Raw genomic sequence first — 16,387 nt, 5'->3', positions numbered from 1 at the left:
GGTTTCTCACACTGGGGCTACCGAAGTCGGACCGCCAAGCGACGGCTGTGAGAGGTCATTCTCCGATGGGGCCGTCAGCGACGATGAACTGTCGCTCCTACGACTCCACGAGACGGTGTCGCCATCGATCGTTCCGGTCCAGACGTCTCGGTCGGTACCTCGGTATCGAATCCGTATTTCATCGAAGTTGATATCGCCGTCTCGCTCACGGATCACTTCTTCAATGACTGCCTGCACGTCATCTCGGGAGTGATCCCCTTTGATGACTAGTTCGGCAACCCGATTTCCATCGACATCGGTCGCGGCGTCGAACTTCTTGTTCACGGCGTTCCCGGAGCTGAAGAGGTGGTCCTCGAGATTTTCTCCCCGGCTGCTATCCAGTCTCACGGTCCATTCCTTCGCTTCGATGTAATCGGAACTGCCGTCGGCATACCGCACATACACGTCGATATCTTTGTCAGTTCCCTGGAGTTCGGGTTCCGTGATGATATCGTCCACGTCATCACGCCGGGCGTAGTCGAGGGCCGTCTTGGCCTCGCTCGTGATCGAGGACATGGTATCCGTGTATCCCTCACGACCGTCGCGCGAGACTTCTTCGTCATTGAAGCGACGCACGTACTCCTCGTGGCCTCGGATCTTGTCGCTTTCGGAGACTCGGTAGACCGCACCGACGTACTCTTTCAGTTCGTCGTGGGACGCGCCGACTGGCGGGCGGTCGATGTTCTCCTTGTTCGGTTTGGAAACGGCGTACTTGCTTGCCACACTGCGGCGCCACTCGTCCCAATCGATGGATCCGTCCGTCTCATCGATCTTGAACAGCCACCGCAACATCTCACTATCGCCGCGTGAGAGCACCTGTGAGACGAATTCGGCGCCGTCTCGTCCGGACAGCCTTACGAACTGTTCGAGCCGACCGCGTGGGATGCCGACAGTATCCTCCAATTTGAGGAACAGTGCGAGCTCCTCTTTCGAGAGCGTCGACCGGAACGTCTGCCCCTTCGAGCCGGTCCCCTTGATCACCTTCGTGTAGCTATCCATCTCCCTGGGACTGTCCAGGAGCCGCGGGTTCCGGATATAGGTGGTCAACCGGTCGCGCCCCGCGACAGTCTTTAGGTATGCTTTCGCCGTTCCGAGGTTATCTCCGAACCTGGAGGCTGCTTTCGTACCTTTGGCAGCCTTTCCGGCGGCGCCGGTTGCGACTAACTCCGTCGCAAAGTAGACGACGTACCCTGTGTACCAGGCATCCGCGAACTGTCTGTGATCTTCTGTGCCCTCCGGGAACGGGTTGTCCGCTTGTTGGGCGTTGATGACTGACTGCGGTAGTTGATCGACGATGTCGTCGAGCGCTTCCGGATGGGTTCCGAGCCAGATCGCTGCCTCGATGACGCCGGCGATAGTCTCGATCGGATTCGTGATCGCCTCCGCGAAGGCGATTAACGCCTGTGGAAGGTTTTTGATGGCGTCGATGCTGTCGGTCAGGCCCTTCGCGACACCGAGCATCGCCCCGTAGTGGCTGATCGACCGGTCGTGCTTGACCTGGTTCGAATACGCCAGACAGGACGTCGATGCGGTGACGGCCATATCCGCACATGGCGACGTGTAATCGACAGTCGAGTCCGACTCGGAATCGACCCCATACAGCTCGTCGAACCGGTACGTGTCCGGCGTCACACCACTGAATACCGCTTGTTTCACAGAAGCGGATGCGTAGCTAGCGTAGATGTTGAGGGTCTCCTGGGGCGATGACGCGTCCGTGATCTCATCGGCCGCATCGTCAGCCTTCCGACCTGCAAGCGCGGAATCCGGGATCGTGATAGTGTACGACCCACCTGCCCTGTCAGGCGTCAGATGACGCCATTTGTAGAGATCGCCATCCACCTTGACGCGGACCGACAGTCTGACGCCAGGTTGGAAGATGGCTTCGGACTCGAACGTCCCATCCGAATTCGTCGTGAGGGTGTCACCCCCGGTCCGACCCTGAATATCGACCGTCACGTCGCTGGCGGGGTCACCAGATTCGGTGATGATCCGTCCCGAGATCGCAACCGGCTCTGCATCGGGCATCGCCTCGGCTTCGATTTCGACGGTACGGTCTTCACGGACAGTGACGTCACGCAGGACATCGTCTCGAACGCTGTCACCGGTCACGTACACGGTGTACGTGCCGGGCTCCAACCCGGAGAACTGGACGGTCCCGTCACTATCGCTTCGGGCCGTGAGCTCCCGGTCGGTGCCGAACAACTCGACTGAGGCATCAGCGATCGGTGTATCCCCGTCTACGAGCGTAACCTCGAGTGTCCGTCCCTGAGTGACCGTAATCGTCCGGCTAGCGGTCCGCTCCGCCGGGATGGTGACATCGACAGTCGCGTACGGGTCCGCGTCGGGACCGATCGCCGCCGAGTACTCGCCCGCATCGAGTTCGGTGATCGTAACCATCCCCGAAACGTTCGTTCGGTACGTCGAGTCACCGATACGCACCCGAGTATCGGACAGGCGGGTTCCATCCTCCGACTCGATAGTCAACACGAGGCCAGTCTGCCGACGGGCGATCGAATGCGTTCCCTCGGCGACAACATCTCCAGTGTCATCGGTGACGACCAGTTGGAGCGGCTCGCCACTAAACGCATCAGTGAGGCGGACATCGAGTTTCACAGTCCGCGTACTGTCTCCGGAAATGGTCCGTTCGGACGCACCGTTTGGAAGCTCCACACCAGCCATGTCGGAAATCCCGACGGTGAATGTCTCACTCGTCGTGCCCAGATTACGAACCACGACCTGAATGGAGACTGTCTCGCCTGCCGGGATAGATTCAGGCGCCTGAATCCGTTCGATCGCTGCGGCGGTGCCGACCGTAAGTTCGATATCGCGTTCTTCCCCGGCCGTTATCTCGAGTTCTCGCGTGCGTTTCTCCCTACCGGTTTCGACTGTCAGCGTATACTCTCCGGGTTGCAGGTCAGTCACTTCGAACGTGCCATCGACGTCCGTCCGTGTCTCCGTGTCGCCGATGGTGATGCGTGCATCACTGATCGGGTCACCATCGGGCGTGTGAACTGTCCCGCGTACCACCGCGGATTCAGCGGTATAGGTGAGCTCTCGGGTTATTGTGAGTGGCTCATCGGACGGACGGTCCACGGTGACCGTCAGCGTCTCGCTGTCGACATCACCGGTATCCAGCGTTGCTTCGACCGTTGTTGTCTCACCCGCCGGGATATCTGTCGACCGGGTCGTCGACCGATCGCCAAGTTCGAACTTGACTGGATTACCACTGACATCGGTCTCTCCGTCGTTGGTGAGTGTCACTGCAACCGTGACCTCGCTGTCTGGCTGAGGGTTCTCTGGCGAGACGGTGACGTCGACTACAGAGAGGCTGGTACTCTGGATGGCAATCGCATCGGTGGAGGTGTCACGGTCAAGTTTTCCCACGAGATCGTCACCTTGCTGTGACTGCCACAGCCCCGTGTGAAGATCGTACTCGCCGGCCGGGGCATCGGCGGGAACCGTCCACGTGACGGTCACCCAGCGGCCATCGTTGCCGTCGACCGTGACCTCCTCGTGTGTCGAAGCGTCGTTATCATAGACGTCTCCATCCGGTCCGACAGCAGCATACCCGACGTAGAACGTCGACTCGGAGGTCCCGGTATTCTCGACGTAGACGTTCGTTTCGACAACGTCTCCCGGTTCCACCGTCCCGCTTGGGTACTCGACAGATCCGATCCGACCCTGTGCGTCGGTGGTGACCTCGATCGCATCGGATCTGCTCGCTCGGTCCACGCGGCCTTCCAGCCCGTCAGCCGTCTCCGATTTCCAAATGCTGGCGACGAGGTCGTACGAGCCGGCCGGTGCCCCAGTGGGGACATCCCAGCGAAGCGTGATCTCACGTTCCTCACCGGCGGGAACGAAGATCCGTTCATGTGTCGAGTCGTCGTTCGTGTACTCGTCGTTTTCGGGGCCGATGGCCGAGTACCCGACGATGAACTCGTGATCGACCTCGCCCGTGTTGCGAATAACGACCGTTGACGTGACGGGGTCTCCTGGTCGATATGTCCCGCTAGCGAATTCAGTCGTTCCGAATTCAGCTGTGGGTTCCGGCGCCACCACCTCGAACTGGTCGTTGCGTCCGATGGTATCGAGGACAGACTCCTTCGCATCGGATGCATACACCGCGGCCCCGAATCCGTACGATCCCGCCTGAGCGTCCTCAGGGATGGTCCAGGAGACCTGGATCGTTCGATCTTCGTTTGGACCGAGTTGAATAGTCTCGCCGATGCCAAGCGCCCACGTACCATCAGGGGTATACGCGCTGCCGTCGACCCAGAACGATGACTCGACGTTCCCGGTGTTCTCGACGGTCACCGACGCGGTGACGCGGTCGCCGGGGGTGTACTCACCAGACGGAGGATCGAACCCGGTGATCGATGCCTCTGGCGTTCCGGAGACGACTTCCACCCCCTGTTCGGAGGCGGAGTCGTATCGGTCGTACAGTTTTCCATCGGATTCTCGCTTCCAGACGGAGGTGATTGCCTCGTACTCACCCGTCGGTGCACCCTCCGGAACAGTCCATTCGAGTTGGACGGTGTCAGTTTCCCCCGGCTGCAGTGTTACTGGCTCGTGTGTCGACCCGTCGTTGGAGTATGCTTCGCCGTTGGGCCCGATGAAGCTGTAACCGACGTAGAACGTGTGTTCTCTGTTCCCGATGTTCGTCACTTCAGTTTCTGCAGTGACAGTATCGCCGGCCGTGTACGTCCCAGTATCGACCTGGAACGACTCAATCTGCGCGTCGACATTCGTCTCCTCACGGACCTCCACTTCGTACCGACGGACCTCGTAGTTTTGCTGGTCCTCGGTCGCCGAACTACCGGGGGCGTTGAATTTCTCCTCCTGGTCGTCGTCGTCCGGCATCGTCACTCGGACGTAGATGACGAACGTGCCGGTCTGCTCCGGCGTAAATTCGACAGTCAAGTCGCGTGACTCGCCCGCGCCCCAGTACGTCGAGCCGTCTGCCCCGGCCTCGGCAAGGGCGTATTCGGCGACCTTCTGATTCCCTGCCTTCGTGTAGATCGTATCGCCGGCTGTCGCGACGGTGGCGTAGGCATGATCCGACCCATCCACGACGGAGAGTTGGTCACCATCAGAGGAGCTGTCCAACGTCGGAGAGGAGATCGAGATCGTCGAGTAGTGCCCGCCACGACCGCCGTTATTGCGGCCTTCGACGGTCACCTGGAACGACTCCCCGACCGTGACAGCGTCGGGAACATCGACACGCTCGATCGACGGATCCGGGTTCTCGTTGGCCGCGTCTGCTAGCGAGACGAACGGGACGCTCACACTCGTGACCATCAATACAGCACAGATCACAGCCCCCACGCGAGTCACTCGTCGGGACGAGAACAGTGCGGCCATTGATATTGGTAACCAATTGATGATAAATCGATAAATGTTGGGCTCGACCGGTTCTTGCTGTCCCGAAGGACGGTGTCTGTTGCTTCCGGCGAGGGTCGGTAAAAAATTCGAAAATAGAGTGGCAGGGTCGGCCCGTGTCCGGAGCATCGTGTGCTCAACTCCCACACCGATGAAACACTCTTGTGAACACACCCGAGCACCGTGTGTATGCCGACGTTCACTGTTCTCACTGATCTCCATCTCAAGCCGGCCTACACCGGCATCGCGGACGACGTAACCCTGCCGGCAGAGACCGATGCAGTCCTCATCGCCGGCGATTTGCTCGACCGTGCCGATCCCGAGAGTATCGACCACGGTCGGGAGTTCCTTCGCCGCCTGGACGAGAGTCCGGTCCCCACAGCCATCGTCCCAGGGAATCACGATCCGCTCGACGCGACGCGGACGCTCATAGCGGAGTACGAAAGCGTCCAGCTCGCCCACGAGCGGACGCTGACAGCCGATTCGTTCCCCGGGCCAGCAACTCCGTTCGCGGATGTCGCAGTCGTCGGCATCGGGTGTACCCAGTTCGATGCGGGCAGAGAGATCCCATACGAGCAGGCGTTGGCGTTCGCGTTTCGTGACGAGTACGGTCGCGTTGATGACTACCGGGAAGCGCGTGCAGTCGATCAGATCCTGCGTCTGCTCGACGACGTCGTCGCAGGAACGCAGTCGTCTCGAGACATGTACGAGGAGGTTGGCCTTCCGCCAACGGCCATCGATGCGATCGAGGACGTCGCAGCGACGGCTCAGTCCCTCATCGACCGGCTCAGCTGTGACGGACCGACCATCCTGCTGTCGCACGTCCCGCCGTTCGGGACCGACCTGGACGTCCACCACTCCCAGGAGGACCGTCACGAGGACGGCCTCCACGATGGGTGGCTGGCACTGGCGGCAGCCATCCGACAGGCCGCCCCGACTGTCGCCGTGGCCGGGCACAGTCACGTCCGGGGGTATGCTCGATACGATTCCTCATCGACACACGTTCTCGATGGCGGCTTCCGTGGGATCACCACCGTCGAGGTCGGCGCTGAGGGATTCAGCTTCTCGTTCCACGACCCGGACTGGTTGCCGGGGGAGGGATGAACGCTGCTACATCGACGGATCGCTCAACCGGCATCTGTTACCAATCTTCAAGACAATTCTCGAATACCATCGAATACATGTCGGACCAGACGGTCGCGGTGACGGGCGTCGCATCCGAGGAACTCGATCCCGATTACGCCACGCTGACCGTGAGCGTGAGTGCCGGCGGGCAGACTGCCAGCGAGGTCCACGACCGGGCGAGCGAGCGACGAGCCGGTGTCGTCGATGCCCTGGCGTCGCACGGTATCTCGCGCGAGTCGATCACGACGACGGAGTTCACCGTGTCTGAGGCCACCGAGTTCCTCGAGGAACCAGCAGACGACGTCGAAGCCACCGTCGAACTGCAATTTCGCTGTACACCGGTGGAGCTCGATCGGCTCGGGAGTGTCGTCGTCGACGCCGGCGGGGTAATTCAGTCGGTGGAGCTTGGAATCGATGAGGATCGGCGCGCGGAGATCGACTCGCAGCTCCTGGAAGCTGCTGTCGAGCATGCGCGACGGCGGGCGACTGCGATCGCGTCCGCGCACGGAGCAACGCTGGGTGACGTGCAGTCGTTCGACGCGTCGACAACCGGCACGTTCGACAGTATCGTCGATGACGCGTTAGCCGCGAGTAGCGGTGCCGACCTCAGTACAGGCCCGGTCGAACTGTCAGTCAATGTCGACACCGTCTACGAACTTCAGGCACGTGAGTGAGCGCCCCGATTTGGAGCGGCCCCGAGGTAGATGCTAGTATGGATTCAGTTCTCGACCTACTCTGCGAGATGGCCGACGTGCCAGCCGGCCCCGAGGAGTATCACGCGGAGGGGTCCGTTCTTCAACACACCCTGCTCGTCGCTGAGGAGATGGCACACCTCAACCCCGACGACCCGGTTGCAACACTGATGGCCGTCACCCACGACATCGGGAAGATCGCGACTCCCACCGATGATCTCCCGAACCACTACGGTCACGATGAGCGAGGAGCAGAGGTCATCGCTGCACTGCCTGATCCGCTCTTGTCTGCGGAAGCGAGACAGATCGCAACGCTGGCCGCAGAGCAGCATATGCGGTTCAAAAAACTCCCCGAAATGCGAGCCTCGAAAGCGATCCGTCTCGTCACGACGCTCGACGAGGCAGGGGTCACTGCCGAGCGGATGCGCGATCTGGTGATCGCGGACAGACGCGGCCGGGTTCCGCAGCGACCGATCGACGAAGCAGCGTTGAACGATTGTATCGATGCAGTGCGGACTGCGAAAGCCGAACTCGACGAGGACGAAATCGCAAACGAGCAGCACAGGCTTCAAGAGGAGATTCGATCGTATCGCGAGTCCCGGGACGGTGGCCTCGATGAGTGACTTCCGGTGAGCGCTGCGGCGGCGCCACTAAGGCTCACCGTGAGGACGTATTCGACCGCGAGAGGGAGGCTCCGAAGCGGAGCGACACTCTCTGTGGTGCCCCGACCCAACATCCTAACAATCCAAACAGCTATTTCCAAACAAGACCAACACACGGGCATGTCGAGCGGCACGATCGATATCGACGAGTTCGAGAACGCAGATCCCGACGAGTTCGCGGAGCGGACCGACACAGAACGGATCGTGCTGTTCCTCGATGAGAACGATGACCGTGCGTGGAAGGCGGCGACGATCGCTTCGGAGCTCGGACTCGATACTGACGTCGTTAGTGCGATTCTCTCACGGCTCAAAGAACGCGGGCTCGTCCGCCACAAGCGGCCGTACTGGGCGATCACGGACGACACAGAGAGGCTGGAGGCCGCCTACCGGCTGCACCAGCACCAGGAGGCCGCAGATGAGGAGTACGGTGAAGAGCGACTCGAGGAGCTCCAGACTGACGATATGGATCGGGTGCAGTGACCGCGTTCGATGACTTAGAACGCGGCGACATCGTCTGGGGGACTGATCCGCTTTCCGAAAAAGGTCGCCCCATGCTCATCCTGGGAGCCCCACGGTTTCCGGCCCACGGTGTCCAGCTCATCACCGTCTTGATCTCTTCGAAGACCTATCACGAGGAGTCGCTCACGCTCCGAGATGCAGACTACGAAGGCGAGCCACTCGGGAAACGGAGTCACGTCCTCCCGTGGTCGCTCGCGACGCTCAACAACTCTGCAGACGTTGAATTTCACATGACGTCGCTCGTCGACGAACGCACTGAAGACGTGGCAATGCAAACGATCGGCCACATATCCCCCTGAATTCCCGATGTCTACTGGGACCACATCCGGCGGGTCCTCGTGGAGGGCGCGTTCGGCGCCGACGGCGTCGACCGATCTCCGACGTTGAGTCCGTCGAGACGGGTATGTGAAGTAGAGTGACTACCTGAAGAACGCCGAGTTTGGGAGTGGGATCTGGTGCATCCGCGGCACCAGTGGGTGATGGAATATATCCGAAGCCAGTGACGAGGCGCACCAGACATTGAACTGTGACTCTCGAGTCGCCAGGCAACTCTTCGAGGAACTTCGAGTAGACTCCGAGGTCCTTTTGAACGCTGGAGTAGGGTGCCGCGGGAGGTGAAGTGTATCGGTCCCACGATGACACAGAGCCCCGCGGCACTCCGGACCACTCCCAGGAGAATACAAAATTCACCCTGTTGCTGCAAATTGTGGGTCGGCCATCGAACGGGACGTCGAAAAACCGTCCGCGGCGGGTTGGACGGTTCAGGGGGGAATGCAAACCGTCTGGATGGAGGCTACCGATTCAGGGGTTGGAGGCCGCCACGGACGCGTGGACGTACGCGCTACGGATATTTTGTTAATATGGGAATAAATGTGAACGGAGTATCAGGAAGCACCGACGGTCCGGATCCCCCAGCCGTGGAGGCCCTAGACTAGCAACTGAACATCGGCCTCGGCCATCTGTGAGAGGGCCGTCGCTGCCCCGACGCCGACGGTGACGCCGTCGTGGAACGCATCGTCGTCGTAGTCCATCAGGTCCATCGTCATCTGACAGGCCTGGAGGTCAACACCCATCTCCAGCGACGTCTCGAGCAACTCACCGATGGTCGCGACGTCGTTGTCGGCGATACGGCGCTCCATCATCGTCGTCGCCAGCCGGTCCATCCCCGGCAGCGCCCCGACGGCGTTCGGAACCGGCATGTTCGGGTTCCCGACCGCTGACAGTTTCAGGTCCGACGACCGTTGCTCGTGGAGGATATCGAGCCCCCAGAAGGTGTGAAAGACGGTGACGTCCCAGTCGAAGGCTGCCGCGGTCGACGCGAGGATCAGCGGCGGATACGCCATATCGAGGGTCCCCTGGGTCGCGATGATAACCATCGACTTCTGGTCCCTCTCAGCGACTGCAGCATTGCCCGATTCAGCTTCCAGTTGCTCGATACGTGCCTCCAGCTCTGCAACGCGCTCCGCAGCATCGTCGGGTGACTCCTCGGCTACGTCCGCCTCGGTGTCTGTGCTCATTCAACTCGCACCCGGTGAACGTAGACCGTCTCATCGTCCTTCGTGTGCTCGGACTGCTCGACCAGTTCGACGCCCGGCGTTCCGGCCGCCCACCCGTCGATGTCGCTGACACTCCCCGCGTCCGTCGCACGGACTTCGAGCAGCGCTCCGACGGCGAGGTTGTCGACGGCCTGCTTGGTCTTCACGACCGGCATCGGGCACGATTCTCCAGTGACGTCCAGCGTTTCTGTCGGTGTGTCGGAAGTCATTATTGCGCTCTACCTGCAATCTTGGACCGATAGTACAAGAGTATTTCGAGACGTTCGTGATTGCTTACTGAGAAGAAAATCGCCTATAGCCACTACTTCGGGACTATAGATAGCTTTCTCGCTATCCTTCGTATTTCTTGCTAGGCAAGGCTGGGATCCAGTGGTGCAGATAGATTGCAGAATAAACACAACACTTTTAGACGCCGGTCAGTAAGCGGGAGGTATGAGTACCCCGGAGTTCCCCGAAACCGAGGCGGACGTCGAGCCGACGAGCGCCGAATCACTCAAACAGCGCATCGACGCTGGCGACCACGTCACCCTCCTCGATACCCGCGCACGGAGCGAGTTCGAGGCGTGGCACATCGGTGGCGACAGCGTCACGACGGTGAACGTGCCGTACTTCGAGTTCCTCGACGGCGTCGACGACGAGTTGGTCGCCGACGTTCCGGCCGACGAGCCCGTCGTGGTGACGTGTGCGAAGGGCCGGTCCAGCGAGTTCGTCGCCGGACTGCTCGCCGATGCCGGCTACGATACCTCACACCTTGCGGACGGGATGCGCGGATGGGCTCGACTGTACGAACACACGGACGTCGAGCTACCGACCGGCACGCTCGTCCGACAGTACCGTCGACCGTCCTCCGGCTGTCTGGCGTACATGATCGTGAGCGACGGCACCGCTGCGGTCGTCGACCCGCTTCGTGCCTTCCTCGACCGGTACGAGACAGACGCCGCCGACCTCGGTGCCGACATCGAATACGTCCTCGACACCCACATCCACGCCGACCACGTGAGCGGGCTGCGCGAGCTGGCCGGCGCGACAGGCGCGACTGCCGTACTACCGGCGGCGGCTGCCGACCGCGGCGTGAATTACACCGAGGCCGTGACGACTGTTCGCGACGGCGAGACGATCGCCGTCGGCGGGGCGACGCTGTCCGTTCGCGCGACGCCGGGCCATACCTCCGGGATGACGGCGTACCGGGTCGACGACGAACTCGCGCTGACCGGCGATACGCTCTTCATCGACAGCGTGGCCCGTCCCGATCTCGAGGAGGGCGATGCAGGCGCTCGGGCGGCTGCCGAGCAGTTGTACGAGACGCTCCACGAGCGTTTGCTGACTCTGCCGGACGATACCCTCGTCGCGCCGGCGCACTTCGGCGAGACGACCGCCTCCCGCCCGGACGGCGCGTACCTCGCGTCGCTGGAAGCCCTTCACGGCGAGTTGGACCTGCTCGGGCTCGACCGAGAGACGTTCGTCGAGCGCGTCCTCGAGGACATGCCGCCGCGCCCGGCCAATTACGAGGACATCATCGCGACGAATCTCGGGCGTGCGAGCGCGGACGAGGACGAGGCGTTCACGATGGAACTGGGGCCGAACAACTGCGCGGCGGGGGAGTGATGCTCGACGCGCTGTTCCCGAACGGCTGGCTGCCGTACCTGCTGGGCGGGGTCCTCATCGGGCTCGGCACCGCCGTCATCTATCTCGCGACGGCGATCCCGGCCGGCGCGAGCACGTTCCTCGAGTCCACGCTGTCGTACGTGTCCGACCGGTCGCGGTTCGGCCGCTATCGGGCGTCCCGCGACTGGCGCGTCGTCTTCTCCGTCGGCATCGTCGTCGGCGCCGCGGCGTACGCGTTCACGCTCGGTGACGGGCCGTGGACGACCGACGTCCAGCCGTGGCGGCTCGCCCTCGGCGGCCTCCTCGTCGGCGTCGGCACCCGGATCGGGAAGGGATGTACCTCGGGCCACGGCGTCTGTGGCGTGGGATCCGGCTCCCGGACCTCGATCATCGGTGTCGTCACGTTCCTGGCGATCGCCATCGGGACCGCCCAACTCGTCGCAGCCCTGGGGGTGGTGCCGTGAGCAGCGGGCCGGAGCACGAACAGCATCCGCTGTTCCTGCCGGTCGTCTTCGTCGGCGGCCTCGTGTTCGGCGTTGGCCTCGCAGTCGGGCGGATGGCCCGGCCGGAGGTCGTCCTCGAGTTCCTCCAGTTCGAGGACTTCGGCCTGCTGCTGGTTATGGGCGGTGCCGCGACCGTGACCGCCGTGACGATCTCCCTCGCCGTTCGGTCCGGTCGCCGGGCACCGCTGACCGGGCGCAAATACGGCCGACGGTTGAAGACGTTCGACAAGAACGTCCTCGCCGGCGGCGCGGTGTTCGGCGTGGGCTGGGGGCTGTCCGGTATCTGTCCCGGTGCTGCATACGCCAGCCTGGGCGTCGGCAACCTGCCGATCCTGTGGGCGATCGGGGGAATGTTCGCCGGCGCGTACCTCCAGGGCTGGCTCAGGACTGTCCTGGCGGAGTCCAGCACGACCGCCGAGGTGGGGACGTGATGCCGACGCAGTCGGGGCGCACAAACGTCTTTGGCGCCGCTCCCGGAGGTGACAGGTAATGGTTGACTCGATGGCCGAGATGCTGGGGCGGGATCTCGAGTGTGAGTCGCTGCTGGACTGTTTCCACGGCCTGAACGATCTGGACCGCCGGGTGTTCCGGCTCCTCGTCGACGCCGACGAGCCGCTGACGGTGGACGAACTCGCCGATGAGATCGACCGCGAACGTACCACCGCGTATCGGTCGCTCAAGCGGCTACAGGAGGCCGGAATCGTCGAGAAAGACCAGCGAAGCTTCGAGTCGGGAAGCTACTACCACGTGTTCTCGCCGGCCGACCCGGACGAGATCGCCGACGACATGCAGCGGCTGCTCAACGACTGGTACGCGATGATGGGGCAACTCATCGCCGAGTTCCGCGAGAAGTACGACGAGGTAGAAACCGACGGTGACCCAGCGGCGCCACCTGACCACGAATGAGCCGGCAACCCACCGACGCTGACGAGCTGGCTGGTGATGCGAGCGTCGGTCGCGGGCTCCTCGACGAGGAGATGGGTCCGTCGGGTGCGATGGCACACCTCTATCGGGGTGAGGTCCACCGGATGAAACTGTGGCGCGAACGGCTGGACCGGACCACGAACTGGGCGGTGCTCCTGCTCGCGGCCATCCTGACGTGGGCGTTCACGAACGAGTCGAATCCGCACTACGTCCTGCTCATCGGCAACCTCGCCGTCGGGCTCTTCCTCGTCATCGAGGCCCGCCGGTACCGCGCATACGACATGTGGCGCTCGCGGGTGCGGACGCTCCAGCGGAACGTCTTCGCCGTTGGCCTCGATCCGACCCGGGAGCCGGCCGATGACTGGCGCCGCCGGCTCGCCGCCGACTACCATCAGCCCGCGTTGAAGATCTCCGCGGAGGAGGCGATCGCCCACCGGCTGCGACGGGTGTATCTCCCGTTGCTTGCCATCCTCAACGGTGCGTGGGTGCTGCGGGTGACGGCCTTCGGCCCGGCCGAGTGGCCGGCGAGCGCAGGGGTGGGGATGATTCCCGGAGCCGTCGTCACCGGGGCGGTCGCCTTGGCGTTCGCCGGGACGGTGTTCATCGCTGTGAAGCCCCGGAGGTGGCGGGCCCACGATGAACTTCGGACAGAGGACCTCAGAAACCCCCACGAGTGACGACCCATCCGCCGTGCGTGACGTGAGACAGAATCGGGATTCTGTTTGGTAGGCACAAGAGACCGAGACAGGTAGTTGTGAAACGCGTGCTGACCCCCTCACCGGAAGCTCCGAAGGAGGTCGTTCAAAATTAGGTATCTCAAAATACCCTATTCTCGGTCGCACAAACCGGACCGTGGATAAGCTTCTCAGTATCCTCGACGAACAACAGGCGGTACGTGAGACACGATCTGATTGTACTAAGGGAGTCCGACAGAAGCCACGTCAGAGGGGAGGGTGAGGATGGCTCTGTTCCGTCGTTATCGCTCTTCGACGACGAGTTTTCTCGCGTCGGCGACGAGCCCGTGAGCCTCGGTCATCGCCTCGATATCGAGCGCGACTGCAGCTCCGACGCCGTCCTCGAGAACGAAGTTCATCTCGACCACGTTCTCGAAGCACTGAACCAGACAGGTGAGTTCCCCGTGGTCCCCCGCGTACGTGTCCTCGTAGATCGGAGCGGACAGCGATTCCATCCGGGACTCGTCGATCGCGGCTTCGATCTCCGAGTCGGAATAGTGCTCTGCCACGTCATCGCGGAGATAGACGATGTCGAAGGAATCCGACTCGTACTTGACGATGCTGCGGAGATTTCCGTCCGTCCGTTGCTCGAAGAACTCCTCGAGGCGGGACACCATCCTCGTTGCCATATCGCTGTGTCGCTCACGAATTAGCATAGTTGTGGTGGCTCACTATCAAACTGATATTTCATCATCTACCTGCTGATTTTCTGCTAGTCAATCGGTAGAGAATATGATAGAGTCAATTGGCGGGCTGGTTCGCTCTCTTTGGCGTCGATAACGGCGTCGTCGTGCTCGATCCACAACAACGGACGGAGAAGCACAAGTGCCAACTACAAGAAAGTCGGGGAGACTAGTTGGTCGTTAGTGATGACGCTGCGTCAGGGTAGAGACGCATCGTAGCGGCTCCATTGGTGTAGTCGATCTCCAATTCGAATCCCTCTGTCTCGTACGCTAGCTCGATGCGATCTACGAGCGCTCTCCGTTCGCCCCCGATAAAAAGAGTATCCAGTGCATCACAGTCAATCACGTCGTAGAGCGGTGGGAGATCGAGGTCCTCCGCTTCCTGGACAGTCTCGACGAGCGAGATGGCGCCTTTCACTGGCCGTGTTTCAGCGGGATCGATTGTAGTCTCGTAACAGTCCAGGTCGGGGAGATACTCGACCGGTGTTCCGTAGTCAGTCATCGGGATCACCCTCCTCAGTTACGAGATCTCGACCGAAGTGGTCGAACGGTTGTGTGTAATAGCTCTTCAGAATCTTCGAATCTTTAACATCGAGCCCTAACGCTTCTAATTCGTCGCTAATGCGGGCAATGTCGTCAGTGTCGACACCGACGGCTTCGATCTGGAGGTTGTCGTCACCGTCGATGACCTCAGCGATCGAGAGAACACCACTCACCTCCCTGGCTTTGTGTGCCAGCGCTTCGCGTTCATGACTGGGCGCACTACAAATGAACACCATGTGTAGCTGCAAGCCAGCCTTGTCATAATCGACGATCGGATGGTAGCCCCGGATGATACCATCAGCTTCCATCTGTTTGATCCGGTTTCGAACGGTGCTGGTTGAAACGCCGATTTTTTCTGCCATTTCACTCATTGTCAGTTGGCGGGCATCTCGTTGTAACAGATAGAGGATGGCCCGATTCGTCTCATCGAGCTCCATTTTGGCTAATACACAGTTGTCCTGGTCAATATTTATAGATTCTGCAGTTGAAAACGGAGAAATTTATAAATATCGCAACTAAATGAGTGAATATATTTCTTTTTGCTTCTTGATTTGTAGAACTTAGATCCGATCTGTTCAATCACATATCCAACACTTCAGGTGAAATATCCATTAGATTAGTGAACCACCTCCAGGTCAAGCCCCGAGGTGCTCGCCTCGTTCATCTGTAGACTACTCGGATTGTGGGTGGCAAGTCGAGATATTCCGGTGGTAATTACGCATGCGTGTTGGAGTACTGTATGTATAGAATCTACTGGTTACGAAGCATATCGGATACCGACCTCACTCTGATACAATTGTGTCGAGTGTAACGATACTCGAAACGATTACCATCTCGATGTCCCAAGCGTTCGCGCCAGTGGGCGTCGGCGTTCTGGTCAACGATACGAACCGGGGTGTGATAACACGTGCAACTGAACGCGGAGCGAATCGACGACCGGGTCGGTGGCCGGTGGGAAACGGTCTACTTCGAACCGGACTTCGGCGAACAGCCGGTGACGATCGCGAACGTGCAGACGTTCGACGAGCGAAACCGGTGAGCCCGCGGCTGCAGAACGTCCACAGCACAGACTTCGAGATAACGATCGACGACGTGGGGGACTTCGCGAGCGAACTAGTCTACCTCGCCACCGAAGAGGGGTACATCCGTGACACGCTCGGCCGGATCGCCGGGGAGGCGGGCACGAAATGGGTAGACCAGTCGTCCCCTGACACGTGGGAGACGTGCGACTTCGACGGCAGGTACGAAGACCCCGTCGCGTTCGCACAGGTGATGACACATCGGGGCCCTCAGCCATGCCACACACGACTCAAGGACGTCGGATCGGGGTCCCTCGACGTGAAGGTGGAGGAGTGAGAGACCCAAGACGAGGTCCACTACGAGGAACTCATCGGCTACGTCGTCTTCGATGCCCACGAGAGCG

The 16,387-nt window shown here is 61.1% G+C and carries 18 protein-coding genes; 12 read left to right on the top strand and 6 right to left on the bottom strand.

Going from position 1 to position 16,387, the window contains the following annotated elements:
• Positions 1–6 precede the first annotated feature (6 nt).
• A complete protein-coding gene (locus tag ACQUQ1_RS10085; protein ID WP_435064164.1) occupies positions 7–5,400 on the bottom strand; it encodes a carboxypeptidase regulatory-like domain-containing protein in 5,394 nt (1,797 codons plus the stop codon).
• 207 nt (positions 5,401–5,607) lie between these two features.
• On the opposite strand from ACQUQ1_RS10085, the gene ACQUQ1_RS10080 reads away from it, so the two are divergent.
• The 5 genes from ACQUQ1_RS10080 (at position 5,608) to ACQUQ1_RS10060 (ending at position 8,715) form a co-directional block, all read left to right on the top strand.
• A complete protein-coding gene (locus ACQUQ1_RS10080; RefSeq protein WP_435064163.1) occupies positions 5,608–6,522 on the top strand; it encodes a metallophosphoesterase family protein in 915 nt (304 codons plus the stop codon).
• Positions 6,523–6,599: 77 nt separating this feature from the next.
• A complete protein-coding gene (locus tag ACQUQ1_RS10075; protein ID WP_435064162.1) occupies positions 6,600–7,217 on the top strand; it encodes an SIMPL domain-containing protein in 618 nt (205 codons plus the stop codon).
• A 38-nt stretch (positions 7,218–7,255) separates the two neighbouring features.
• Positions 7,256–7,858, top strand: a complete 603-nt coding sequence (locus tag ACQUQ1_RS10070; RefSeq protein WP_435064161.1) for an HD domain-containing protein — start codon at positions 7,256–7,258, stop codon at positions 7,856–7,858.
• A gap of 159 nt (positions 7,859–8,017) precedes the next feature.
• Positions 8,018–8,377, top strand: a complete 360-nt coding sequence (locus ACQUQ1_RS10065; RefSeq protein ID WP_435064160.1) for a MarR family transcriptional regulator — start codon at positions 8,018–8,020, stop codon at positions 8,375–8,377.
• On the top strand, positions 8,374–8,715 hold the full coding sequence (locus tag ACQUQ1_RS10060) for a PemK-like protein (protein ID WP_435064159.1): 342 nt from the start codon (positions 8,374–8,376) through the stop codon (positions 8,713–8,715). Before ACQUQ1_RS10065 ends, ACQUQ1_RS10060 begins: the two co-directional genes overlap by 4 nt.
• Before the next feature lie 627 nt (positions 8,716–9,342).
• Here ACQUQ1_RS10060 and ACQUQ1_RS10055 read toward each other — a convergent pair.
• Entirely contained in the window at positions 9,343–9,933 is a 591-nt protein-coding gene (locus tag ACQUQ1_RS10055; RefSeq protein WP_435064158.1) for a DsrE/DsrF/DrsH-like family protein, read from the bottom strand.
• On the bottom strand, positions 9,930–10,181 hold the full coding sequence (locus ACQUQ1_RS10050) for a sulfurtransferase TusA family protein (protein WP_435064157.1): 252 nt from the start codon (positions 10,179–10,181) through the stop codon (positions 9,930–9,932). The genes ACQUQ1_RS10055 and ACQUQ1_RS10050 overlap by 4 nt, the downstream gene beginning before the upstream one ends.
• Positions 10,182–10,404: 223 nt before the next feature.
• On the opposite strand from ACQUQ1_RS10050, the gene ACQUQ1_RS10045 reads away from it, so the two are divergent.
• From ACQUQ1_RS10045 to ACQUQ1_RS10025, 5 genes are read left to right on the top strand one after another with little or no spacing between them, the layout of a single operon-like run.
• Positions 10,405–11,577, top strand: a complete 1,173-nt coding sequence (locus tag ACQUQ1_RS10045; RefSeq protein WP_435064156.1) for an MBL fold metallo-hydrolase — start codon at positions 10,405–10,407, stop codon at positions 11,575–11,577.
• Positions 11,577–12,041: a YeeE/YedE family protein gene (locus ACQUQ1_RS10040; protein WP_435064155.1), complete on the top strand. Its 465-nt coding sequence runs from the start codon at positions 11,577–11,579 to the stop codon at positions 12,039–12,041. The genes ACQUQ1_RS10045 and ACQUQ1_RS10040 overlap by 1 nt, the downstream gene beginning before the upstream one ends.
• Positions 12,038–12,511, top strand: coding sequence for a DUF6691 family protein (locus ACQUQ1_RS10035; protein WP_435064154.1), 474 nt, complete (start codon positions 12,038–12,040; stop codon positions 12,509–12,511). Before ACQUQ1_RS10040 ends, ACQUQ1_RS10035 begins: the two co-directional genes overlap by 4 nt.
• Positions 12,512–12,569: 58 nt before the next feature.
• The gene (locus ACQUQ1_RS10030; RefSeq protein WP_435064153.1) at positions 12,570–12,986 is read left to right on the top strand and encodes a helix-turn-helix domain-containing protein; all 417 of its coding nucleotides are present in this window, start codon (positions 12,570–12,572) and stop codon (positions 12,984–12,986) included.
• Complete coding sequence (locus ACQUQ1_RS10025) at positions 12,983–13,681, top strand: DUF2270 domain-containing protein (protein ID WP_435064152.1); 699 nt, start codon at positions 12,983–12,985, stop codon at positions 13,679–13,681. The genes ACQUQ1_RS10030 and ACQUQ1_RS10025 overlap by 4 nt, the downstream gene beginning before the upstream one ends.
• A 299-nt stretch (positions 13,682–13,980) precedes the next feature.
• On the opposite strand, the gene ACQUQ1_RS10020 is transcribed toward ACQUQ1_RS10025, so the two are convergent.
• The 3 genes from ACQUQ1_RS10020 to ACQUQ1_RS10010 form a co-directional block, all read right to left on the bottom strand.
• Positions 13,981–14,367: a hypothetical protein gene (locus ACQUQ1_RS10020; RefSeq protein ID WP_435064151.1), complete on the bottom strand. Its 387-nt coding sequence runs from the start codon at positions 14,365–14,367 to the stop codon at positions 13,981–13,983.
• 223 nt (positions 14,368–14,590) lie between these two features.
• Entirely contained in the window at positions 14,591–14,923 is a 333-nt protein-coding gene (locus ACQUQ1_RS10015) for a HalOD1 output domain-containing protein (RefSeq protein WP_435064150.1), read from the bottom strand.
• The gene (locus tag ACQUQ1_RS10010) at positions 14,916–15,401 is read right to left on the bottom strand and encodes an Lrp/AsnC family transcriptional regulator (protein WP_435064149.1); all 486 of its coding nucleotides are present in this window, start codon (positions 15,399–15,401) and stop codon (positions 14,916–14,918) included. Before ACQUQ1_RS10010 ends, ACQUQ1_RS10015 begins: the two co-directional genes overlap by 8 nt.
• A 470-nt stretch (positions 15,402–15,871) precedes the next feature.
• Between ACQUQ1_RS10010 and ACQUQ1_RS10005 the strand changes: the two genes are divergently transcribed.
• The gene (locus tag ACQUQ1_RS10005) at positions 15,872–16,003 is read left to right on the top strand and encodes a hypothetical protein (protein WP_435064148.1); all 132 of its coding nucleotides are present in this window, start codon (positions 15,872–15,874) and stop codon (positions 16,001–16,003) included.
• Positions 16,000–16,320: a hypothetical protein gene (locus ACQUQ1_RS10000; RefSeq protein WP_435064147.1), complete on the top strand. Its 321-nt coding sequence runs from the start codon at positions 16,000–16,002 to the stop codon at positions 16,318–16,320. Before ACQUQ1_RS10005 ends, ACQUQ1_RS10000 begins: the two co-directional genes overlap by 4 nt.
• Positions 16,321–16,387 lie beyond the last annotated feature (67 nt).

Source organism: Halobaculum sp. EA56 (genome assembly GCF_051195075.1).
GTDB lineage: Archaea > Halobacteriota > Halobacteria > Halobacteriales > Haloferacaceae > Halobaculum.
Note: the sequence above shows the minus strand (reverse complement) of the source record. Positions and strands in the feature narration are given on the sequence as shown.